Here is a 21,687-nt window from a genome sequence, read left to right as displayed (position 1 = left end):
TCTCTGTGTTTATCTTTGGAGCAAATCAGGATGATTAGCGCCCTGTATGCGGTACTTGGTGCGCTGTTACTGATTAAGTTTTCCCTTGATGTGGTAAAACTTCGGTTTCAGTACAAAGTGGCCTTTGGCGATGGCGGGTTCTATCAGCTGCAAACTGCAATCCGGATCCACGGTAATGCGGTGGAATACATTCCTATCGGGATCATCTTACTGATTGTGATGGAAATGAACGGCGCAAGCGGCTGGCTGCTGCATTTGTGTGGTGCCATGCTTTTGATTGGCCGCATTCTGCACTATTTCGGTTTGCATGAACGCGAACTGCGTTGGCGCAAAGGCGGCATGGGCGCAACCTATGCATCCTTAATCATTATGATTATCGGTAATCTCTATTACCTGCCGTGGTCACAGATTTTTTATCTGTAATACGCGTGCTGATCTGCCCGGCGTTAACCGATAACCACGCGGCTTGATCATGTTTGCTCACACTTACCGCCCTGCTCTGTGGCGGTAAGACACAAGACAGCTTTGCATCTATCCTCTAAAATACGCCGTCCTAATTTGATATTCAGGTTTGTCATGTCTAACCGCGACACCATTTTCTCAGCTCCAATTGCCCAACTGGGCGATTTTTCTTTCGATGAACGGGTAGCCGAAGTCTTCCCGGATATGATCCAGCGCTCCGTACCGGGCTACTCCAATATCATTGCCACAATCGGTATGTTGGCGAAGCGCTTTATCCAGCCCAATACGCAGGCCTTTGATCTCGGTTGTTCCCTCGGCGCGGCGACGCTGTCGATGCGACGTAATATCGATGTCGAAGGCGTGCGCCTGATTGCGGTGGACAACTCGGCAGCCATGATAGAGCGTTGCCGTCGCCACATTGACGCGTTCCGCTCCGATACGCCGGTCGATATTATTGAAGGTGATATTCGTCAGGTGAAGATTGAAAATGCCTCGATGGTGGTGCTGAACTTTACATTGCAATTTTTGCCGCCAGATGATCGTCAAGCCTTGCTGAATCGCATTTACGCTGGCTTACGTCCGGGCGGCGCGCTGGTATTGTCTGAGAAGTTTTCGTTTGCCGATCAGACTATTGGCGATCTGCTGTTTGACATGCACTTAGATTTCAAACGCGCCAATGGCTATAGCGAACTGGAAATCAGCCAAAAACGCAGTGCGCTGGAAAACGTGATGCTGACCGACAGCGTAGAAACGCACAAAGCTCGCTTGCAACAAGCCGGTTTTGAACATGCGGAAGTGTGGTTCCAGTGTTTCAATTTTGGTTCGATGCTGGCCATTAAATCGGAGCAGGCGTAAATGATCGACTTTAACCCATTTTATGCCCGCCTCGCGGCAAGCCCACTGGCACATTGGTTAGAAACGTTGCCTGCGCAACTGGCCACATGGCGCAAAGAAAACCATCACGGTTCATTCCCTCGCTGGGAAAAATCTGTGGAATTTTTGCCTGATCTGGCGGTGACCGATCTGAACCTGAAAACCGCCGTTGCGGCTAATACCGCCGAGGGGATCAGTGAAGGCGAGCAAAAGCGCATCACCCATATCCTCAAAGAGCTGATGCCGTGGCGTAAAGGCCCGTACCATCTGCACGGGATCCACATCGATACCGAGTGGCGCTCTGATTGGAAATGGGATCGCGTGCTGCCGCACATCAGCCCATTAGCTGGACGTACTGTGCTGGATGTGGGCTGCGGCAGTGGCTATCACATGTGGCGAATGGTCGGTGAAGGCGCGCAGATGGTGGTGGGTATCGATCCTACTCCGCTGTTTTTGTGCCAATTTGAAGCGGTACGTAAGCTACTGGGCAATGATCCACGGGCAAATCTGCTGCCGCTCGGCATTGAGCAGCTGCCAGAGCTCAAAGCGTTCGATACTGTGTTTTCGATGGGCGTGCTTTATCACCGCCGCTCACCGCTCGATCACCTGCTGCAGCTTAAATCACAGCTGAACAGTGAAGGTGAGCTGATCCTAGAAACGCTGGTGGTGCCTGGTGATGAAAATACCGTTCTGGTGCCGGGTGAACGTTACGCCAAAATGCGTAATGTGTACTTTATTCCGTCAGCCGCCGCGCTGGTGAAATGGCTGGAGAAATGCGGCTTTAGCGATGTGCGCGTAGTCGATGTGGATATCACCTCACTGGATGAGCAGCGCCGTACCGAGTGGATGGTAACCGAATCCTTAGCCGATTTCCTCGACCCACTGGATCCGAGCAAAACCATTGAAGGCTATCCTGCGCCTACTCGCGCGGTGATTATTGCCCAAAACCGCTAATCGCGTGTCAGCACGCACGCCGCCAGTGCTCGGCAAGGACGCTATCAGGGAACAGGGAGTAAAACGAGAGTTATGTCAGCCAGACCCAAAACTACCCTTGAGCAGTGGCGGATGTTTCAAGCCGTCGTGGATTGCGGCGGCTACGCCCAAGCGGCCGATAAGCTCAATAAAAGCCAATCGTCGCTCAACCATGCGGTAACCAAACTGCAGGATATGCTCGGCGTGCAATTGCTGGAAGTGCGTGGACGCAAAGCATTCTTAACCGATGCCGGACGCATTATCCTGCACCGTAGCCGTCAGCTGACCGGCCAGATCTTGGCGCTCGAAGAACTGGCGGCCAATTTGGATCAAGGCTGGGAAGCGGAGATCCGCGTTGCGGTAGAAGCTATCTATCCGCGCGCACCGCTATATCAAGCCATTGCGCAGTTTTATCCGCAAAGTCGTGGTAGCCGCGTGATCCTAAAAGAAACTATTCTGACTGCTACCCAAGAGGCCATCCGTGATGGCTGGGATCTGGTGATCACTCCACATGTCCCGACCGGTTTTCTCAGTGCCCCGCTGTGTGGGATTTCACTGCATCCATATTGTCATCCACAACATCCGCTGACAGAACTCAGCGCACTGACCGAGCAAGATCTGGTTGGGCATTTGCAGATTGTGATTATGGATAATGCCCAGCAACCGACCATGGAAATCGGCTGGCTGAAAGCAGGACAACGCTGGAGTGTCAGCCACTTTTACGAAGCGCGCAGTCTGTTACTCGAAGGGATGGGCTTTGCATGGCTGCCGGATCATCTGGTAGCCGACGATCTGGCTGCTGGACGACTGCACCGCTTACCGGTGCAGTTTGGTGGTGAACGGCGTTTAACCGCGCAGATGATGTTACCGCGCGGCGAGCAAACCGGCCCGGGAGCCCGAGCACTGGCGAGCTTAATTACGCAAGCGGATCATGCGCTGTATCCCGCATCAGCGCCTTCATCTGAGTAACCACTGCCGCATCAACCTCAACGCGCGCGTATTCGTCCATCCCACCATCTCGGTTCATGCTCACGCCGGGCTGACGGTAACGCATGTTAGAGGGCACAGCGTGCGATGCTGAGCTGTGCAATTCGGTCGCGCCAGCGTCCAAGAACAACTGCATATTGCTCAGGCGAATACCAGAACCCGGTAAAATGATCGGGCCTTGGGTGGCGGCCAGCAGTTTTTCCAGTAGCGGTAAGCCCTGCTCCGCCGTATCACGCTGACCAGAAGTCAGAATGCGATCGACCCCCAGATCGGTAAGCTGTTGCAACATCAGCATCGGATCGGCGCCCATATCGAACGCGCGGTGGAAAGTGACCGACATGTCCCCGGCCAGTGCCATGATCTCTTGCATGCGCGCTAAATCAATCTGACCGTCTTCAGTCAACATGCCGGTGACCACGCCCGGAAAACCAAGCTCACGCATCAGCGCCAAATCCGATTTCATTTCGGCAAACTCTTGGCGCGAGTAACAAAAATCACCACCGCGTGGACGCAAAATCGGAAATACCGGAATACTCAGCAACTCTCTGGCCGCCACCAGCGAACCGTAGGCGGGCGTCGTGCCGCCTTCCAGACGACCGGCACACAGCTCGGCGCGATCTGCGCCCCCTTGCTGTGCCTTGATGGCGCAGCTCACGCTATAACAACTGATTTCCAACAGGCGTCGCATCTTACGTTCTCCTTTGCTCTATCCCTTGAGAATACCAGCGTTTTCACCGAGCGGCAGTAATACAAAAGACAGTGCGTGATCAGCCGCGCATCCGCGCTATTTTCTCGTAGGTGCAGCATACTATCCCTACAGAAAATAACGGTAAAAGATGCCCATGCCGCTCACTGTTCTACCGCACGAGTATTCGGTGCGACCACTTATGCGCAGTGTGAGATTGGATAGCCGGTTTTATTCGTTCGATATTATTTCGATAGTGTTTCGATTTAAACAGGCTGCTGGTATGGTGATTTTCTACTAAGTATTCCGGTCTTGTTCAGGTCACCGGCAAGGAGCCCCGATGTACGCAACACAGGAACATACAGCACTGTTTAATTTCGATGAAGAGATCGCGCGCGCCAATAGCGACAGCGAAAAATGGCACAAATATGCCAACCGCAATATTTTGCCAATGTGGGTGGCGGACACCGATTTTCGCTCACCGCCAGCCGTCATTGACGCACTACAAGCGCGCGTGGCGCATGGTGTGTTTGGTTATGGCTATGGCGCGTCACCGACGTTGATTGATGCCTTTGTGACGAGGATGCAAGAGCGCTATAACTGGCGCATCCAGCCGGAATGGTTGGTCTTTTTGCCAGGGCTAGTGTGTGGGCTGAATTTGGCGGTACGTGCCTACACCCACGCCGGAGATCGCACCATTGCACCAAGCCCCATTTATCCGCCTTTTGCCAAGTCTTCCGCCTTTGCTGGTATTGAGCAGTTAGCCGCACCGGTGACACTACAAAACGGACGTTGGGTTCTGGATCTGGCGGCAGCAAAAGCACAGCTACAGGGCAATGAAAAACTGCTGCTGCTGTGCAATCCGCAAAACCCGGGCGGCACCATTTATCGCCGTGAAGAGTTGCTGGCACAAGCCGAGTTTGCCCGTGAGCACAATCTGATTATCTGCAGCGATGAAATCCACTGCGATCTGCTGCTCGACGCACACCCGCATATTCCGATCGCCTCATTAGATGCCGATACCGAACAACGTAGCATTACGCTGATGGCACCGTCGAAGACCTTTAATATCGCCGGACTCGGTGCGTCAATCGCGATTATCCCGAATGAGCGTTTACGTCGCGAATTTGTCCGCACTCGCGCCGGCATTGTGCCGGGGGTTGATATTCTGGCGTATGTTGCGGCAGAAGCGGCCTATACCCAAGGCGAACCCTGGTTACAGGCACAGCTAGACTATTTGCGCGCGAACCGTGATCTGGTGGAAAGTCGGATTGCGCAGATCCCAGGCTTGCAGCTGGCACATACTGAAGCGACTTATCTTGCATGGATTGATTGCAGTGCGCTACCGGTAGAAAACCCACATCGCTTTTTTGAACAAGCGGGTGTCGGCCTGTCTCCGGGAGCTGATTTCGGTAATGCCCGTTTTGTGCGGTTAAACTTTGGTTGTCGCCGCGCATTACTGCGTGAAGCGCTGGATCGCATGGCAAGCGCTGTACAAGGTTTATAACAGAGCAAAGCTTATAAATCAGATAGCTACACTCGGCGGGCCAAAATAGCCCGCAGTAAAAAGCCGCAGTTTCATCATCCCAAAGCCACCATCATTGGTATTAGTGCCATAGCGTGATGAACTGCGGCTTTTTGCGATTTGTTTGCTAGTCAGCACCTAAATTCTTTAGGCGCATACGCTTACAGTGGGGACACCGTCATATTGCTGTTGCTGCCCACCATTCTGACGCGCACGCCCGGCTGAAAACGTGGATTGGCGCGCTGTACGACGACGATGCGACTGCCATCTTCACGCTGAATCTCCATCTCCACACCATCGACCTGATTCATGCTGTCTTCGATACGTTTACCGACCGCCGCACCGGCAATCGCACCACCGGCAGTCGCGATATCTTGGCCTGTACCGCCACCAATGGTGCTACCCAGCAAGCCACCGACAACAGCCCCCCCCAAACCACCGACGATACCCGAGCTTTCTGCCTGAATTCGCACCGGACGCACCGACACAATGGTACCGAACTGAACTGATTGCGCGGTTCTCGCTTGACTGCTGGAGTACACATCACCCGACAATGTACTGGTGTTCGCACAACCGGCCAGCGCAGTTACCATGAGCGCTAAAACACCTAAACGCATACCCATACGACCTCCATAGCATCACTCACTGTAATTTCCAGTGATGTAGTTTGCAGTGAAATTCTTTACCTGTGGCCCCTAATTGGGCTGATCCGGTAACGGTTTTGACTTCACTTTCAGCAAAGCACATCCGACAAAACCCTGTGTCACCTATTGCTGAATATTTAATCAACACAGGATAAGCCTAACCCGACACTCTCGGCAGAATCAATACAACACTATGCAACCGTCACCTGCTCAGTATAGGTGACCAACTGACGAAAAGGGGTCGATGTACTGTTTTTTCTCATCTTTCCTCTCCAGCCAACCGACTCGATCAACAAGGCAAGCGAAGACGAGCGGAACATCATAAGTGGGTAAACTTAACTGGGCATTAAACAAGACGAAAGATCACCCGCGGCTCAACATCAAACCGGTTAAGGGTGCTAAACGAAAAAAGAGCAGTCCGCATAACGGACTGCTCTTGGCAGAAAGAGAGTATGGCGTTTGCTCAGTACTTAAGCACCATACGGGTATGACGAACCAATCAGCGAAACGGTAGCCTGACCGCCGTTACCGACTAGCTGTACACGCGCCCCCGGCACAAAGCCCGGCGCAGCTTGCTGTACCACTACCACTTGCTGGCCATCATTTTTGCGGATCACCATTTCCAGACCGTTAGTCTGATTAGCCAGATTACCCACGTTATTACCAATTACGCCACCAGCCAGTGCGCCGGCGGTAGTCGCCAGATCGCGACCTACGCCACCACCAATTTCACTGCCCAGCAAGCCACCGATCACCGCGCCACCAATCGCGCCCAATCCTGGACCTTGTTGACCGCCCTGAATTTTCACCGGACGCACCGAAATGATGGTGCCGTAGCTGATGTTTTGCACCATTTTGGCATCTTGACCGGAGAACACATCGCCGGAATACATATCTGTATTGGCACAACCACTCAGGGCCAGCATTCCCATAACGACCGCAGAGCAAGAGAAATATCGTGAATAGCGCATGCCTTTTACCTCAGTAAACTGCGCCGGTACCTGACTGTGGACACCGGCAAAAATAAAAAAAATTCACTGTGGATACGGTGGCAAGCAGCACTCAGAAAAGCGATGACTAATTTGTCACAAAGCTTGTTTTTTTGTTTTCAATCACCGCGCGAATCGATAATGGATGGATTTTCAGCGTCAGATGCTCACGGCTAAATGCCAAGGTTGGGTTAGCCAATTGTTCATCTTCGGCTTGCGGCGAGCTAGCTTTATAGCGCACGCCATGGGCGGCAGGATCGGCCATCACCGCCATCAGCGAAGGCAGAGCTTCTTGTATCGCCTGCTCTAATTCAGGGATAGTTTGCGCGCTACTTGGCACCACCAACTCGACATGCTCCCACCCTTCACGCGCATAGTGCTTGTTGCTCGGATACGGCAGTTCGATGCAATCAATCTGCCACGGGCCAATCTGCAAAGGTTCATGCAGGGAAAACAAGCAGATAGGTCGGCCATTAATCTGTTTTTCTGACAACAAATCAGCAAAACGTAAAAAACCGTTACGCCAGCGATCGGCGGTTGCCACACTGTTACAACGCACAGCAATATGATCTGCCTGATAATCTTCGACTGAGATGCCAAGCTGTTGCGCAAAAAGAGTGATCTCCTCCGCAAAATCAGTCAGGCTGTCAGAAAGATCTGTTAACTCATTAATCCATGCAATGGGGGTTGACATCTTTTATCCTCAAAACATCATCACATGCGCGTTCGCGCTGCTTGTGGGGTTTTCATGAATCTGCCGCACAGGTATGATACTCAGTACATTTATCTCTGTGCACGGTTTCACGCATTATTCTTTCTGCATAAGGCTTGGCAATGGCCATGATTTCATCGCTATTCGTCTCTGTGCACAATAATTAGATTAAAGGTAATCAGGTGAATATTCAGGCTCTTATTTCCGACAAGGTCAGCCAAGCGCTGATCGCAGCGGGTGCTCCTGCAGATTGCGACGCTATGGTTCGTCAGTCTGCAAAAGCGCAGTTCGGTGACTATCAGGCAAATGGCGTGATGGCTGCTGCTAAGCGATTGGGCATGGCTCCGCGACAACTGGCGGAGAAAGTGCTTGAGCATCTGGATCTGGGTGCTATCGCCAGCAAAACCGAAATCGCCGGTCCCGGCTTTATCAACATTTTCCTGAATCCGCAGTGGGTTGCCGAACAAGCGGAAGCGGCGCTGTCTGACAGCAAGCTGAACGTATCGCCAACCTTACCGGCTCAGACCATTGTGGTGGACTACTCTGCACCAAACGTGGCCAAAGAGATGGCCGTTCACCACATTCGTTCCACCGTTATTGGTGATGCCGTGGTGCGTACTCTGGAGTTTCTGGGTAACAATGTTATCCGTGCCAACCACCTGGGTGACTGGGGTACGCAGTTCGGGATGCTGATTGCTTATCTGGAAAAAATCCAGAACGACGAGAATGCTGACTTAGCCCTGTCTGATGCTGAAGGCTTCTACCGCGAAGCGAAAAAATGCTACGACGAAGACGAAGAGTTTGCGGTTCGCGCTCGTGGCTACGTAGTAAAACTGCAAGGTGGCGACCCATACTGCCTGAGCATGTGGCGTAAGCTGGTTGACATCACCATGGAGCAAAACCAGCGCATCTACGATCGTCTGAACGTCAGCCTGAAGAGCAAAGACGTGATGGGCGAAAGCCTGTACAACCCAATGCTGCCTGAGATCGTTAACGATCTGAAAGCACGTGGTCTGGCTGTAGAAAGTGAAGGCGCGCAGGTCGTGTATCTTGACGAGTTCAAGAACAAAGATGGCGAAGCCATGGGCGTTATCGTGCAAAAGAGCGATGGCGGCTACCTGTACACCACCACCGATATCGCCTGTGCCAAGTACCGTTGGGACAACTTCAAAGCGAACCGTGTTCTGTACTTCATCGACTCTCGTCAGCATCAGCACCTGATGCAAGCCTGGGCGATCGTACGTAAAGCCGGTTATATCCCAGAAGAGATGACGCTGGAGCACTGCGCTTTCGGTATGATGCTGGGTAAAGACGGTCGTCCGTTCAAGACCCGTTCTGGCGGTACCGTGAAACTGGCTGAACTGCTGGATGAAGCTACCGAACGTGCTGAGAAGCTGATTGCTGACAAGAACCCAGATCTGAGCGACGAAGAGCGCGCAGCGGTAGTTAACGCTGTCGCGATGGGCTCCGTGAAGTATTCTGACCTGTCCAAAAATCGGACCACAGACTACATCTTCGACTGGGAAAACATGCTGAGCTTTGAGGGTAACACTGCCCCTTACATGCAGTATGCCTATACCCGTGTTGCGTCTATCTTCAAGCGTGCCGGTGTGGATGAATCACAGCTGACCGGTAAGATTGTGCTGACCGATGACCGCGAAAAAGCACTGGCGACCAAGCTGATGCAATTCGAAGAAGCGGTATACAGCGTTGTGCGTGAAGGTGAACCACACCTGATGTGTGCTTACCTGTATGAGCTGGCCGGTCTGTTCTCTAGCTTCTACGAAGCGTGCCCAATCCTGAACAGCGATGATCAAGATGTGCGTAACAGCCGTTTGAAGCTGTCGTTACTGACCGCGAAGACCCTGAAACAAGGTCTGGATCTGCTGGGTATCCAAACTGTCGACCGTATGTAAGTCGAACATCGGTTTGGATAACACGAATAAAAAACCACCCTGCGGGGTGGTTTTTTTATTGGTGCGTTTTTAGCGGCGCTTTTTATACATCAGATATAAATCAGTGGCTTATTCCAGCGCACGTAAGCGCGCGTCTAACGCGGCCAATTGTTCGCGCAGGGCGGTCACTTCATCTTCCAGCGCCTGAATACGGCTCTCTTGCTCAGCCACGCGTACCAGATCGCCCAACGTATCAACCGTTGCTGTGGATTCTGCACTGTCAGCAGTTAAGGAGTCATCGGTACAAAACAACTGCGCATAGCGACATTCACGCTTCCCCGGCTCACGCGCCAGACGCATCACAAACGGGCCATCATCACGTGCCGCCAGCTTTTCTAACACCGCTTCGACTTGCTGCACATCACTAAATTCGGCCAAACGGGCAGTACGGGTACGCAGTTCACCGGCCGTTTGCGGGCCGCGCAGCAACAATACGCACACCAGTGCTAACTCCTGCGCCGAGAGCTTCAGGTTACCGAACTCTGAATTACAAAAACGGTGCTCGTACTTCACGACCCGATTACCAAAACCGGACAAATCACGCAGTAAGCGTTTTTTCAGTAACGTATCCACCGTATCCTGCACATCGGCTTCGCTCCACTCCACCACCGGCTCACGGTTCGTTTTTTGGTTGCAGGCGGTAGTCAGGCTGTTCAGTGACAGCGGATACTGCTCTGGGGTGGTGATTTGCTTTTCCAGCAAGCAGCCGATAACCCGAGCTTCTTTTACCGTCAGTTGGATTTTCACGTTACCCTCTCTTGTTCCCTAGTGTTGCTTGTTGTCGCGAAATCATGTCACGCACGCTCTGGCGCACGCCAACGTGGATTGCACAGTGCTGTCAGCACATGATCCTGCCATTGACCGTCAATCAGTAGATAATCGCGCGCAAAGCCTTCACGCTCAAATCCAAGCCGTTTCAAAAGGTTACCGCTACGCTGATTATGCGGCATGTAGTTGGCCATGATCCGGTGCAGATGTTGCTGTTCAAAAATATAGCGATTGGTTTGACGCAAGGCTTCATACATCAGCCCCTTGCCCACATGCAGCTCGCCCAGCGAATACCCCAGATAGCACGCGTGAAATACGCCGCGCACCACGTTACTGTAGTTGGCAATCCCCAACACTTCGCTTTCTTGTGGATCGAGCAAAATAAAACAAAACGCATTGCCCTGACGATGCAACTGCGTGATCAATGACAGGCGCATCTCCCAGCCCGAAGGGCGAAAATGGCTTTCATCCCTGGCTGGCTCCCACGGCTTGAGATACACCCGATTCAGGGTGTAGTAATCGGCAATTTTCGCCGCATCTTTTTCCTGTGCCAGTCGCACAATCAGTCGCTCGCTGCACAGTCGAACCTGCGGTGCGGTAAGACGGCCAAACATGTGATTACCCCAGAGTCAGGTCAATATTGAATCCGTTTAACAATAAATCGGTTTTCCTGTGAGATATCACAGTGTTGACATCATACCGTGCGCCTTGGTGGATCACAGCGTGTTACCTGCGGCTTTTTTCCTAATTTACTGACAGATCACTTTTTTGTTGTCACCGCAAGCCCACAGCGCTTTATTCTGAACCAATTCGTTTTTTTTACGCGCTTATTTAGCGACTTATGATGAGAATTTGTTATTCTCTGCCGGTGTAGGCAATTGTTTGCGCCGATTATCTCGATGAGTTCCCCCATGACCACCAACAGTTCCGTAACCGAAATCCAGGATACCTCACTGGCCACTGCGCCGCTGCTGAGCCTGTTCTGGCGCTATACCATTCCGACCATTACTGCGATGGTGATCAGCGGCATTTACGTCACCATTGACGGTATTTTTGTCGGCCATTTTCTCGGTGAGCAAGGGCTGGCTGGGGTGATGCTGGCCTATCCAGTCGGCTCGGTACTGTACGCCGTGGGCGCGATGATTGGCATGGGCGCGTCTTCGCTGGTTTCCCTGAATATGGGGCGCGGCGATCTGCAAAGCGCCCGTGGGATTGTCGGTAATGCCCTGCTGCTGGTGATTTTAGCTGCGCTGATTATCGGCTCGGTGGGCTTGCTGTATGGCGGACATATGCTGCGCTGGCTGGGTGCCGAGGGCGAGATTTATAGCGCGGGTATGGAGTATCTGCGCTGGTATTTTATGCTGGGTAGCGCCGCGTTATTGTCGATGAGTTTTTCCGCGCTACTGCGTAATGACGGCCAGCCTAAGCGCGTCACCTACATCATGGTGCTGGGCGGCACCCTGAACGTGATCATGGATTACCTGTTCTTGGCAGTATTTCCAATGGGGCTTGCCGGCGTAGGTTTGGCAACCATGCTGTCGCAAGTGGTCACCGGCGGCTTGTGCCTGTCGCACTTTTGCTCGCATCGCAGTCAGTTACGCCTGACATGGGCGGCGCTACGGCCAAAGTTGACGCTACTGCTGCAAATATTGCGATTGGGTACCTCGAGCTTGCTGATGTATCTCTATCTGTCGGTAGTATTGGCCTTTCACAACAAAGCCTTTATGAGTGTGGGAAGTGCGCTGCATGTGGCCGCTTACGGAATCGTCAGCTATGCCGAGGCGTTTTTCTATCTGATTTTTGAAGGGATTGCCTTGGGCATTCAGCCGATCACCAGCTTTAACGCGGGAGCCGGTCTTGAAGAGCGGGTGCGTAAAATTCGTAATTTAGGGCTTGGCATTACGGCAGGGCTAGGTATTAGCGGCATGATCGCGCTGTATCTGTTTCCGCAGTATGTGGCCTTCATGTTTGCCGGTGACAATCCGGGGCTGACCAAAGAAGCCGTTAACGGGATTTATCGCTATTTCTGGGGGCTACCGATGGAAGGTTTGCTGCTGGTGGGCGCGACCTATTTCCAATCGGTCAATAAACCGGTAATAGCCTCTACCCTAACTGGCGGTAAACTCCTGCTGATTGGCGGTTTCCTGTTTGTCTTTGCGCGTTGGTGGGGCGTAAATGGCGTCTGGATGGCCTTGCCGGCATGCAGCACCTTATTGTGTATCTGGATGCTGTGGCAGATGAAAAATGAAAACCGCCATCCGGCGCGTGGCATGTTGGAATAATCTGAACCGCGAGCCTATCCCTATCGCGATAGGCTCTGATTACCGCTCTTACTGCCGAACTGATTCACGAACTTATCGCCTCATTATCGCCTCACTGCAGGCAACGTTAACTCAGCCCGTAAACCGCCCAATGGGGAAGGCTGCAAACGCAAATCACCGCGATACGATAGCGCCATCTCATAAGCGATATTCAGCCCTAATCCGCTCCCCGGGGTGGTTTCATCCAAACGCACGCCACGCTGCAATACCCGCTCCCGATCCGCATCGGCAATGCCGCAGCCATCATCGTCAATCAGCAGCGTCAGCATGGCGCTCTCTGCGCTGGTATCGTTGGACACTTGCAGATGAACCCGGATCAGCGAGGTGGCCCACTTGAACCCATTTTCAATCAAGTTTCCGGCCATCTCATCAAAATCATCTTCCGATACCGCCAGCTGCAATTCACTGTCGAGCTCGTTAATCAGCTCAACGTCACGGGCTGCATACACTTTCGACATCGCCAGTGCAATGCGATCGACGCGCAGTGCCGGCTGACAGCGCACCGCCAAAATATTGCTAGCCCCTGCAATGCGTGCACGCGCCAAATGACTCTCAATCTGCTCACGCAGCTGTTTAAGAGGAGCTTGTAACTGCGCTTGTTCCACAGGTGGCAGCAGCGCTATCTGGTTATTCAGCACCGCCAGCGGCGTTTTCAATGCATGGGCTAGATTACCGGTATGATGACGGGCGCGATTTAGCAGCTCGCCATAGTGAAACAGCAGCGCATTCAGATCCGCCGCTAATGGGGCTAACTCTTTGGGTAACGCACCTTCTAACTGGGTTTGATGACCTTGCCGCACTTGCATCAGTTGCTGTTGCACGCGACGTAACGGTTTGAGCGACCAACCAATCAACACGCCGATAATGGCCAAGATCCCCATCCCGGTAACGGCTAAAATGCCCCAAAACAGATGCGTTAACCGCGCCAAAGTTTGGTGTAACGGCACTTCGCTTTGGGCGATCACCAACGTTAAGGGATGCGGGTAATCTGGTAAGGTCAACTCTCGGCTGACACGTAGCAGAGGCTGCGCTTTGGGACCGGTCCACTGCCCTTCGCTTTCCTGCATGCCGCTATCCCACAACGAGCGCGAACGCAGCACCCCAGCCGGAGATGTGACTTGCCAGTACAACCCGCTGTAAGGCTGACGAAAACGCGGGTCGCTCAGTAAACCGCTAACTTCCGGCACGCCTTGGCTGTTCACTTCCAGCCGCGCACTGAGCTCATCCAGATACAATCGCATCGACTGACTGGCTTCTTGCTGCAAATAGTGGCGCAAAATCTCCGGCACCACCATGCCCGCACTGACTAACACCAGTAGCAGCCAGCCCATGGTCGCACCGAGTACCCGCTGACGCAGGCTAAAGCGATCAATCTGCATTGATCCGATATCCTAAGCCGCGCACGGTTTGAATAATTCGGCTGTCAGTTTTACGCCGGATACGACCAATAAACACTTCTACCGTGTTGGAGTCGCGATCAAAATCCTGCCGATAGATACTTTCCACCAGCTCGGTGCGCGAAATCACCCGACCTTTGTTTTGCATCAGATACACGAGTACTTTGTACTCAAGCGATGTCAGCTCAATCGGCTGACCTTGCCAGAACACCCGCGCGGCGCTCAAATCCAGCGTTAAATCGCCCGCCTGCAATTGTGGCGCAGCTTGCCCAGAAGAGCGGCGCAATTGCACCGACAGCCGAGCCAATAATTCAACCATCTCGAACGGCTTGGTCAGGTAATCATCCGCCCCCGCATTGAGCCCTTCAATGCGCTGATGCAACTCGCCACGGGCACTGAGAATAATCACCGGCGTGGTATTACCCTCTTGGCGCAAACTGCGCAGCACTGTCAGCCCATCGAGCTTAGGCAGACCCAAATCCAGTACAATCACATCCCAGTTTTCACTGGTGGCGCGGTATAAGGCGTCAATGCCATCGCGGGCAATGTCGCAAATCCACTGTTGCTGCTCTAGCGCCGTTTCTATCTGGCGCGCCAGTAAGGTGTCATCTTCAACAATTAGGGCTTTCATCTGGCTGTCCGTTGGCTCTGGTGCATTTATTGTTATTTTACTGATTCTGAACGGTTTTTAACTGAGTGTTTGATTGTGGTATTAGCCACTGAGTGCCATAAGCAACAATACTCTGCAACTCGGATATTGCTAATCGTCCAGTTGACTCAAATCCACGCCATGACGTAGTACGCTATCCAGATCATGGCCTTTAATTTTGAGAATTTTCAGCGTGGTGGCGTTGTATTTGACCTTGATGACGTTGTTGGTCGCGCCCAGCAGTTTTAGCTCGTACTCCCAAACGCCGTCATCTTCATCCAACTCCACTTCGATGATCCGGCCATTCAGATCTCGCTCAACCTGCTGTAATAACAGGCTATATGGCTGAATCAGTCCGGCTTGGGTTGCCGCCAGCGCCGTATCCTGCACGTCATCATCCAGCTCTAACTCGGGGAGCGGATCGGCACCGGTTTGGCTGGCCACAAACCCCGTCATCATTAGCACTGTCAAAGTGACGGCACACCACCGCCCAATCCTGTTCATAACACAACCTGTCTACGTAGCTAGAGTGTTGGACTGTCGGCAGTGTATCAGAGTCACTGACACTGCCGTTGATTGACCGCAAAAAAGCCCACACAGCGCAATTTACTACGCAAAACAATACCGCGAGCCTGTTCGGATTATCAGAGTAAACCCCTTTACGACTTAATCGGAAATGAGGGAACTATTCATCTTTTGTTCAGCTTGCCCTCTGCTTTCATCTTCCCCGTATTTTTCTGTTGATTATTTGTTCTATCGAGGATTGTGCTACCGAAGATCTGGTATGCATAAAAATTCACTGTTAGTGCAACAAATTCCTCTAGCAGTAAAAAAACGCGAGCTGCTGCTTGTTGATTAAATGTTGAATCACATCTTTGGTAAACAGAATTTTATTGGTGTTTTTAACTATTCATGCTGCTGTGAATCACATTTTCGACTAGGTGAAGTGAGTTAAATCACACTAACTGTTGATGAATTGTATCGGAGCATCATTTACAGCCTACGGCAAACAGTTTACGTTACAGGCGGGTTATTCCAAAAAAATGCAAAAAACCCGCGCGGATCGCTGGTTTGTCTTTCACAGGAAGTGAGCCTGTTAAAGCCTGCTAATAACCGGCATCTGTGGTCAGTTTACGGATGAATTTGTCAGGGACGGATGTCCCCCGCAGAGGTAACCATGTCCTTGCTCGAAGTAAAGAACCTGCGGATCGAGTACCCGTCCCGCTACGGGGTACACGCCGCTGTTAAGGATCTCTCATTCTCCATTGAAAAAGGGGAAATCGTCGGCGTAGTCGGAGAATCCGGCGCCGGTAAATCCACCATTGGTAACGCTGTTATCGATTTGCTCAGCCCACCCGGCCACATTGCTCGGGGGGATATCTACCTGAACGGCGAGCTGATTTCTGGCAAAACGCAAAAAGAGATGCAGGCGATCCGCGGCTCGCACATCGGTTTTATCTTTCAAGACCCGATGACATCGCTCAATCCGCTGTTCACGGTAGAGCAGCAACTGGTGGAAACCATATTAGCTAATACCTCGCTCAATCATCAGCAAGCGCTGGCCAAAGCACTGGAGCTGATGCAAGCGGTGGGTATTCCGCAGCCAGAGCTGCGTATCAAGCAGTATCCACACCAATTCTCCGGCGGGATGCGCCAGCGGGTGGTGATTGCAATCGCGCTGTCCGGCGATCCAGAGCTGATTATTGCCGATGAGCCAACCACGGCGCTGGATGTGTCGATTCAGGATCAAATTCTGCAACTGATCCGCCGCTTGTGCAAAGAGCGGCAAGTCGGCTGTATGCTGGTAACCCACGACATGGGCGTGGTGGCCAATATCACCGATAAAGTGGCGGTAATGTACCGCGGCGATCTGGTGGAATTCGGCACGACTACCCAAGTGCTGGGCACGCCATCACACCCGTATACACGTAGCCTGATTTCGGCGGTGCCGCGCTCTGACGTCAAACTGGTACGCTTCCCACTGGTTTCGTATATCGAAGATGCCGGTACGCCAGACACGCACATTGATCTGAAAACCCACTGGCTTGGCCAAAGCCAAGATCAGCGCGCTTATGAAGGCGCCCTGCTGCGCGTTGAGCACGTGAATCTGAAATTCGTCACCAAAGATTCGTTTTTCCCATCGCGGCGTGAATATGTACAGGCCTGTAGTGATATCAGCTTCGAGATTTTCGAAGGGGAAACGTTTGGTCTGGTGGGCGAATCCGGGTCAGGTAAATCCACTATCGCCCGCGCGGTGACCGGATTATATCCGCCTGATAATGGCCGCATCGTCTTTGAAGGCATTGATCTGACCGCGCTGAAAAATGAGCAACAACGCCGCCCATTGCGCCGCCAGATGCAGATGGTGTTCCAAAACCCCTACTCTTCGATGAACCCTCGCATGAAGGTGCGTGACATCATCGCCGAGCCAATTCGCTTTCACCGTTTGGCCAGCTCTGAGCGCCAAATTGAGCAGATTGTGGGGGATTTGCTCGATCACGTGGGCTTAGGCCGCAATGCCGGAGTGAAATACCCGCATGAGTTTTCTGGCGGTCAACGCCAGCGGATCTCGATTGCCCGCGCCTTGGCTACCCGTCCACGTTTTCTGATCTGTGATGAGCCGACCTCGGCGCTGGATGTGTCAGTACAGGCGCAAATCCTGAACCTGCTGAAAGATTTACAACAAGAGTTGGGGCTGACCATGTTGTTCATCAGCCATGACCTGCCGGTGATCCGCCAAATGTGCGACCGCATCGGCGTGATGCGCCACGGTCATCTGGTCGAAGTGGCGGAAACCGAAAAACTGTTTACCAATGCCGAGCATGAGTACAGCCGCAAGCTGATCTCGCTGATGCCGGAGTTCAAGGGAATGTCCCGTGAGGGACTGGATATCGCAAGCTGAAACCGCAAGAGACACACAAAAGCATGGAGAACAAGATGAAAAAAGGATTATCCAAAATTGCGCTGGCGCTGCTGGCAGCCGGAATGGCCTTTAACGTTGCCGCCGCTGACATCAAGGTGGCCGTAGCCTCCGATCCAACCTCACTGGACCCGCAAGAGCAGCTGTCGAATCAGACATTGGAAATGTCGCATCTGGTGTTCGATCCGCTGATCCGCTGGAATCAGGAGCTGCAATTCGACCCGCGTCTGGCCGAAAAATATGAGCGTATCGACGATAAAACCATGCGCTTCCACCTGCGCAAAGGGGTGAAATTCCACTCCGGTAACGACTTTACCGCCGATGATGTGGTGTGGACAGTTAACCGTCTGAAAAACTCCCCTGACTACAAAGCAATTTTCGACCCGATCGCCGAAGCCAAGAAGGTGGATGATTACACCGTGGATCTGATCACCAGCAAGCCTTATCCGCTGGTGCTGCAAACCGCGACCTACATCTTCCCGATGGACTCTAAGTTCTACAGCGGCACCGCCTCTAACGGTAAGCCAAAAGATGAGATCATCAAAAACGGCGCGTCATTTGCCTCCACCAACGTTTCTGGTACCGGTCCTTTTACCGTGAAATTCCGTGAGCAAGGTGTGAAGCTGGAGTATGCCCGTAACCCAAATTACTGGGATAAAACCTCCAAGGGTAACGTCGACAACCTGACTCTGGTGCCTATCAAAGAAGATGCCACCCGTGTAGCAGCCCTGCTGGGTGGCGATGTGGACGTGATCTATCCAGTTGCGCCAAACGATCTGGAGCGTGTGGAGAAAGGTCAAAATACCCAACTGGTGACCCTGCCGGGTACCCGCGCCATTGTGGTCGAGCTGAACCAAAACACCAACCCAGCGCTGAAAGACAAGCGTGTGCGTCAAGCGATTGAATACGCCATCAACCAAGAAGCGATTGTTCAGAAGATCAACAAAGGCTTCGGTACCCCAGCCGGTCAGCTGAGCCCGAAAGGCTATGCCGGTCATAACGAAGCACTGACGCCACGTTACGATCTGGAAAAAGCCAAGGCACTGATGAAAGAAGCCGGCTATGAAAATGGCTTTAAAGTCACCTTTATCGCCCCATCGGCACGTTACGTGAACGACGTGAAAATCGCGCAAGCTATCTCCGCCATGCTGTCGAAGATCAACATCAAAGTGGATCTGAAGACCATGCCGGTAGCCCAGTACTGGCCGGAGTTCGACAAGTGCGCGGCAGATATGCAGATGATTGGCTGGCACTCAGATACCGAAGATAGCGCCAACTTCTTCGAATTCCTGACCTTCACCAAAGATGCCAAAACCGGCATGGGCCAGTACAACTGCTCCGGTTACGCCAATGCCGAAGCGGACAAACTGGTGGTCGACGCCAATAACGAAACCGATCCGGCCAAGCGCGCAGCCATGCTGCAGAAAGTAGAAGCCATTTTGGCCGATGATGCCCCGTTTGTGCCATTGCACTGGGAAAATCTGGCCTATGGCGCGAAGAAAAATGCTGACATCAAGCCTGTCATGAACGTGATGAACTTCCCGTACTTTGGCGATCTGGTGATCAAGCAATAAGGTCCGCCCGCATGGGTCTGTGACCATCAGGGAAACGGCGGAGGCCGCAAGGTCTCCGCTCGCTGTAAAAGCCTGCATCGATAAAGCAGGCCATATAAAGGGACGCGTATGTTTACATTTCTGCTCAAACGTTTTTATCAGGCGGTGATCGTGATGTTCGTGATCAGTCTGGTGGCTTTTGCCATCCAAGACAATCTCGGCGATCCACTGCGTGAAATGGTGGGCCAATCAGTGTCCGAGGCGCAGCGCCAGATCCTGCGCGATCAGATGGGGCTGAATGATCCTTTTTTGGTGAAATACACCCGTTTTCTGCAAGGCGCCATTCATGGCGATCTGGGCACCTCCTATTTCTTTAAGCGCCCCGCTCTGGAAGTGATTCTGGATAAGCTGGTCGCCACCTTGGAGCTGGTTTTCGGCGCTACGTTGCTGATTATTTTTGTCTCCATCCCACTTGGTGTGTACTCGGCGATCCGCCCGCGCAGCATGCTGACCAAATTCATCATGGCCACCAGTAGTATCGGCATCTCCATTCCGGTATTCCTGACCGCCATCATGCTGATGTATGTGTTCTCGATTCAACTTGGCTGGCTACCGGCTTATGGCCGCGGGGAAACCGCCAATGTACTGGGCTGGGATTCGGGCTTCTTTACGTGGGATGGGATTAAACACCTGATCCTGCCAAGCATTGCCCTCTCCTCCATCATGCTGCCGCTGTTTATCCGCTTGGTGCGCTCTGAGATGCTGGAGCAGCTGTCATCGGAATACGTCAAATTCGCCCGCGCCAAAGGGCTTAATGATCATCAGGTGTATTACCGCCACGCGCTGAAAAACACCATGCTGCCGGTGATCACCGTGGGCGGTGTGCAGATTGGTACCATGGTGGCCTACACCATTTTGACCGAAAGTGTTTTCCAGTGGCCGGGAACCGGTTTCCTGTTTTTGGAAGCTATACACCGCGTGGATACCCCGTTGATTACTGCCTACGTGATTTTTGTCGGACTGCTGTTTGTGGTGACCAACACGCTGGTCGACCTGCTATACGGCTTCATCAACCCAACTGTTAACCTGACCGCCAAGGGGTAAGTATGACTCAGGCCGTAACCACCAGCCGCTGGGCGCGCTTTAAAAACTCCGACATCGTGTACTACTTCCTGCGCGATAAAGTGGCGATATTCTGTTTCGTGGTCTTTCTGGTGTATGTGCTGGCGGCGATGCTGGCACCTTGGATTGCACCGCACAACGTGTATGACCCAACCAGTTTTGACCTGATGGATGCCGAAATGCCGCCATCATGGCTCGACGGTGGCGATCCGCGTTTTTGGCTCGGCACGGACAACCAAGGCCGTGACATCTGGAGCACCATTTTGTACGGCTCACGCATCTCACTGGCGATCGGCATTTTTGCCGTAGCCCTGCAGATGCTACTGGGCGTGGTGATCGGGCTGACCGCGGGTTACTCCGGTGGCCGAATCGACAACTTACTGATGCGTTTTGCCGATGTGCAGTTGTCGTTCTCCACCATGATGGTGGCCATCATCATCTCGGCAATCTTTCAGGCGACCTTTGGCTCCGAGTTTTTCTCTAAATACGCCATTGTGATGCTGGTGGTGATTATCGGAGTGGCCGAATGGCCGCAATATGCCCGTACGGTGCGCGCCTCGGTGTTGGCGGAGAAGAAAAAAGAGTACGTGGAAGCGGCCAAGGTAATGGGCTTTCGCGCCCCGCGCATCATGTTCCGCCATATTCTGCCAAACTGCTTGTCGCCGATTCTGGTGATCTCCACTGTGCAGGTGGCAAACGCCATCATGAGTGAAGCGGCGCTGTCGTTCTTGGGCTTAGGGATGCCGGTTGACCAACCGTCGCTGGGCTCGCTGATCAGCGTTGGCTTTAACTACATCTTCTCGGGCTCGTGGTGGATCACCGCCTTCCCCGGCGTGTGCTTGGTACTGCTGGTGCTGGTGATTAACTTGCTGGGTGACTGGCTGCGCGATGTGTTCAACCCGAAAATCTACAAGGGCTAACAACATAAAGCTTCAGTAAGATTTGAGGGATAAACTACAGACAAAAAACAGCGCCAATAGGCGCTGTTTTTCTTTTGGATTCAGCAGGCTTAACGAAGCAATGACATTTTGCCAAACGCTGAAAACAACAAACCCGCGACATGCGCGGGTTTATTTGAATTTGGCGGAAGAGTAGAGATTCGAACTCTAGAACGCTTTCGCGTCGCCGGTTTTCAAGACCGGTGCCTTCAACC

General features: G+C 52.7%; 21 protein-coding genes. 11 read left to right on the top strand and 10 right to left on the bottom strand.

Translation table 11 applies throughout. The annotated features are described in order from the left end of the window. Positions 1–30: 30 nt before the first annotated feature. The 4 genes from L975_RS05525 (at position 31) to L975_RS05510 (ending at position 3,276) form a co-directional block, all read left to right on the top strand. Entirely contained in the window at positions 31–423 is a 393-nt protein-coding gene (locus L975_RS05525; RefSeq protein WP_010861938.1) for an MAPEG family protein, read from the top strand. A gap of 153 nt (positions 424–576) precedes the next feature. Continuing rightward, on the top strand, positions 577–1,317 hold the full coding sequence (gene cmoA / locus L975_RS05520) for a carboxy-S-adenosyl-L-methionine synthase CmoA (RefSeq protein ID WP_039046187.1): 741 nt from the start codon (positions 577–579) through the stop codon (positions 1,315–1,317). Beyond that, complete coding sequence (gene cmoB, locus L975_RS05515) at positions 1,318–2,289, top strand: tRNA 5-methoxyuridine(34)/uridine 5-oxyacetic acid(34) synthase CmoB (RefSeq protein WP_047707635.1); 972 nt, start codon at positions 1,318–1,320, stop codon at positions 2,287–2,289. A 72-nt stretch (positions 2,290–2,361) separates the two neighbouring features. Next, the gene (locus L975_RS05510) at positions 2,362–3,276 is read left to right on the top strand and encodes a LysR family transcriptional regulator (RefSeq protein ID WP_036768517.1); all 915 of its coding nucleotides are present in this window, start codon (positions 2,362–2,364) and stop codon (positions 3,274–3,276) included. Here the strand turns inward: L975_RS05510 and cutC are convergent. After that, positions 3,224–3,982: a copper homeostasis protein CutC gene (cutC, locus tag L975_RS05505; protein ID WP_047707633.1), complete on the bottom strand. Its 759-nt coding sequence runs from the start codon at positions 3,980–3,982 to the stop codon at positions 3,224–3,226. The two genes, L975_RS05510 and cutC, sit on opposite strands and share 53 nt — an antisense overlap. 337 nt (positions 3,983–4,319) lie before the next feature. On the opposite strand from cutC, the gene L975_RS05500 reads away from it, so the two are divergent. Beyond that, the gene (locus tag L975_RS05500) at positions 4,320–5,486 is read left to right on the top strand and encodes a MalY/PatB family protein (RefSeq protein ID WP_047707632.1); all 1,167 of its coding nucleotides are present in this window, start codon (positions 4,320–4,322) and stop codon (positions 5,484–5,486) included. Positions 5,487–5,665: 179 nt separating this feature from the next. Here the strand turns inward: L975_RS05500 and L975_RS05495 are convergent, their stop codons facing one another. The 3 genes from L975_RS05495 to L975_RS05485 all read right to left on the bottom strand — a co-directional run bounded on the left by L975_RS05495 (position 5,666) and on the right by L975_RS05485 (position 7,831). Further along, positions 5,666–6,127, bottom strand: coding sequence for a glycine zipper 2TM domain-containing protein (locus L975_RS05495; protein WP_010861944.1), 462 nt, complete (start codon positions 6,125–6,127; stop codon positions 5,666–5,668). A 491-nt stretch (positions 6,128–6,618) separates the two neighbouring features. After that, positions 6,619–7,119 carry a glycine zipper 2TM domain-containing protein gene (locus L975_RS05490; protein WP_036768519.1) on the bottom strand — a complete coding sequence of 167 codons (501 nt, stop codon included), beginning with the start codon at positions 7,117–7,119 and terminating at the stop codon, positions 6,619–6,621. Positions 7,120–7,225: 106 nt separating this feature from the next. Further along, positions 7,226–7,831, bottom strand: coding sequence for a VOC family protein (locus L975_RS05485; protein WP_047707631.1), 606 nt, complete (start codon positions 7,829–7,831; stop codon positions 7,226–7,228). Positions 7,832–8,031: 200 nt separating this feature from the next. Between L975_RS05485 and argS the strand changes: the two genes are divergently transcribed. After that, positions 8,032–9,765, top strand: coding sequence for an arginine--tRNA ligase (gene argS, locus L975_RS05480; protein ID WP_010861947.1), 1,734 nt, complete (start codon positions 8,032–8,034; stop codon positions 9,763–9,765). Positions 9,766–9,873: 108 nt separating this feature from the next. On the opposite strand, the gene L975_RS05475 is transcribed toward argS, so the two are convergent. Continuing rightward, positions 9,874–10,551, bottom strand: a complete 678-nt coding sequence (locus tag L975_RS05475) for a YceH family protein (RefSeq protein ID WP_047707628.1) — start codon at positions 10,549–10,551, stop codon at positions 9,874–9,876. A gap of 47 nt (positions 10,552–10,598) precedes the next feature. Beyond that, a complete protein-coding gene (rimJ, locus tag L975_RS05470; protein WP_047707626.1) occupies positions 10,599–11,186 on the bottom strand; it encodes a ribosomal protein S5-alanine N-acetyltransferase in 588 nt (195 codons plus the stop codon). Positions 11,187–11,483: 297 nt separating this feature from the next. On the opposite strand from rimJ, the gene L975_RS05465 reads away from it, so the two are divergent. Continuing rightward, entirely contained in the window at positions 11,484–12,854 is a 1,371-nt protein-coding gene (locus L975_RS05465) for an MATE family efflux transporter (protein ID WP_218185566.1), read from the top strand. An 83-nt stretch (positions 12,855–12,937) separates the two neighbouring features. On the opposite strand, the gene L975_RS05460 is transcribed toward L975_RS05465, so the two are convergent. From L975_RS05460 to L975_RS05450, 3 genes are all read right to left on the bottom strand, one after another. Next, a complete protein-coding gene (locus L975_RS05460; protein ID WP_047707625.1) occupies positions 12,938–14,272 on the bottom strand; it encodes an ATP-binding protein in 1,335 nt (444 codons plus the stop codon). Continuing rightward, the gene (locus L975_RS05455) at positions 14,262–14,921 is read right to left on the bottom strand and encodes a response regulator transcription factor (protein WP_047707624.1); all 660 of its coding nucleotides are present in this window, start codon (positions 14,919–14,921) and stop codon (positions 14,262–14,264) included. Before L975_RS05455 ends, L975_RS05460 begins: the two co-directional genes overlap by 11 nt. A gap of 129 nt (positions 14,922–15,050) precedes the next feature. Then, positions 15,051–15,398, bottom strand: a complete 348-nt coding sequence (locus L975_RS05450; protein ID WP_052181295.1) for a PepSY domain-containing protein — start codon at positions 15,396–15,398, stop codon at positions 15,051–15,053. A 718-nt stretch (positions 15,399–16,116) separates the two neighbouring features. On the opposite strand from L975_RS05450, the gene L975_RS05445 reads away from it, so the two are divergent. The 4 genes from L975_RS05445 (at position 16,117) to L975_RS05430 (ending at position 21,454) form a co-directional block, all read left to right on the top strand. After that, positions 16,117–17,841, top strand: a complete 1,725-nt coding sequence (locus tag L975_RS05445) for an ABC transporter ATP-binding protein (RefSeq protein ID WP_039046179.1) — start codon at positions 16,117–16,119, stop codon at positions 17,839–17,841. 35 nt (positions 17,842–17,876) lie between these two features. Then, complete coding sequence (locus L975_RS05440) at positions 17,877–19,433, top strand: ABC transporter substrate-binding protein (RefSeq protein ID WP_039046178.1); 1,557 nt, start codon at positions 17,877–17,879, stop codon at positions 19,431–19,433. Between the two features lie 108 nt (positions 19,434–19,541). After that, positions 19,542–20,516: an ABC transporter permease gene (locus tag L975_RS05435; RefSeq protein WP_010861956.1), complete on the top strand. Its 975-nt coding sequence runs from the start codon at positions 19,542–19,544 to the stop codon at positions 20,514–20,516. 2 nt (positions 20,517–20,518) lie between these two features. Next, on the top strand, positions 20,519–21,454 hold the full coding sequence (locus tag L975_RS05430) for an ABC transporter permease (protein WP_039046177.1): 936 nt from the start codon (positions 20,519–20,521) through the stop codon (positions 21,452–21,454). 34 nt (positions 21,455–21,488) lie between these two features. Here L975_RS05430 and L975_RS18420 read toward each other — a convergent pair. Further along, on the bottom strand, positions 21,489–21,687 hold a 199-nt coding region (locus tag L975_RS18420), incomplete at its 5' end, for a hypothetical protein (RefSeq protein WP_218185565.1).

The sequence above is a fragment of the Plesiomonas sp. ZOR0011 genome, from assembly GCF_000800945.1.
In the GTDB taxonomy this organism is placed as follows: domain Bacteria; phylum Pseudomonadota; class Gammaproteobacteria; order Enterobacterales; family CAMTGL01; genus Plesiomonas; species Plesiomonas shigelloides.
Note: the sequence above shows the minus strand (reverse complement) of the source record. Positions and strands in the feature narration are given on the sequence as shown.

Excerpts from the sequence above, each read along its gene's own strand:
- L975_RS05430 (WP_039046177.1), top strand. The coding sequence starts at position 20,519 with ATGACTCAGGCCGTAACCACCAGCCGCTGGGCGCGCTTTAAAAACTCC.
- L975_RS05465 (WP_218185566.1), top strand. The coding sequence starts at position 11,484 with ATGACCACCAACAGTTCCGTAACCGAAATCCAGGATACCTCACTGGCC.
- L975_RS05495 (WP_010861944.1), bottom strand. The coding sequence starts at position 6,127 with ATGGGTATGCGTTTAGGTGTTTTAGCGCTCATGGTAACTGCGCTGGCC.
- L975_RS05525 (WP_010861938.1), top strand. The coding sequence starts at position 31 with ATGATTAGCGCCCTGTATGCGGTACTTGGTGCGCTGTTACTGATTAAG.
- L975_RS05455 (WP_047707624.1), bottom strand. The coding sequence starts at position 14,921 with ATGAAAGCCCTAATTGTTGAAGATGACACCTTACTGGCGCGCCAGATA.
- cmoA (WP_039046187.1), top strand. The coding sequence starts at position 577 with ATGTCTAACCGCGACACCATTTTCTCAGCTCCAATTGCCCAACTGGGC.
- cutC (WP_047707633.1), bottom strand. The coding sequence starts at position 3,982 with ATGCGACGCCTGTTGGAAATCAGTTGTTATAGCGTGAGCTGCGCCATC.
- L975_RS05510 (WP_036768517.1), top strand. The coding sequence starts at position 2,362 with ATGTCAGCCAGACCCAAAACTACCCTTGAGCAGTGGCGGATGTTTCAA.
- L975_RS05440 (WP_039046178.1), top strand. The coding sequence starts at position 17,877 with ATGAAAAAAGGATTATCCAAAATTGCGCTGGCGCTGCTGGCAGCCGGA.
- L975_RS05490 (WP_036768519.1), bottom strand. The coding sequence starts at position 7,119 with ATGCGCTATTCACGATATTTCTCTTGCTCTGCGGTCGTTATGGGAATG.
- L975_RS05500 (WP_047707632.1), top strand. The coding sequence starts at position 4,320 with ATGTACGCAACACAGGAACATACAGCACTGTTTAATTTCGATGAAGAG.
- L975_RS05460 (WP_047707625.1), bottom strand. The coding sequence starts at position 14,272 with ATGCAGATTGATCGCTTTAGCCTGCGTCAGCGGGTACTCGGTGCGACC.
- L975_RS05435 (WP_010861956.1), top strand. The coding sequence starts at position 19,542 with ATGTTTACATTTCTGCTCAAACGTTTTTATCAGGCGGTGATCGTGATG.
- L975_RS05485 (WP_047707631.1), bottom strand. The coding sequence starts at position 7,831 with ATGTCAACCCCCATTGCATGGATTAATGAGTTAACAGATCTTTCTGAC.
- cmoB (WP_047707635.1), top strand. The coding sequence starts at position 1,318 with ATGATCGACTTTAACCCATTTTATGCCCGCCTCGCGGCAAGCCCACTG.
- rimJ (WP_047707626.1), bottom strand. The coding sequence starts at position 11,186 with ATGTTTGGCCGTCTTACCGCACCGCAGGTTCGACTGTGCAGCGAGCGA.
- L975_RS05450 (WP_052181295.1), bottom strand. The coding sequence starts at position 15,398 with ATGATGACGGGGTTTGTGGCCAGCCAAACCGGTGCCGATCCGCTCCCC.
- L975_RS05445 (WP_039046179.1), top strand. The coding sequence starts at position 16,117 with ATGTCCTTGCTCGAAGTAAAGAACCTGCGGATCGAGTACCCGTCCCGC.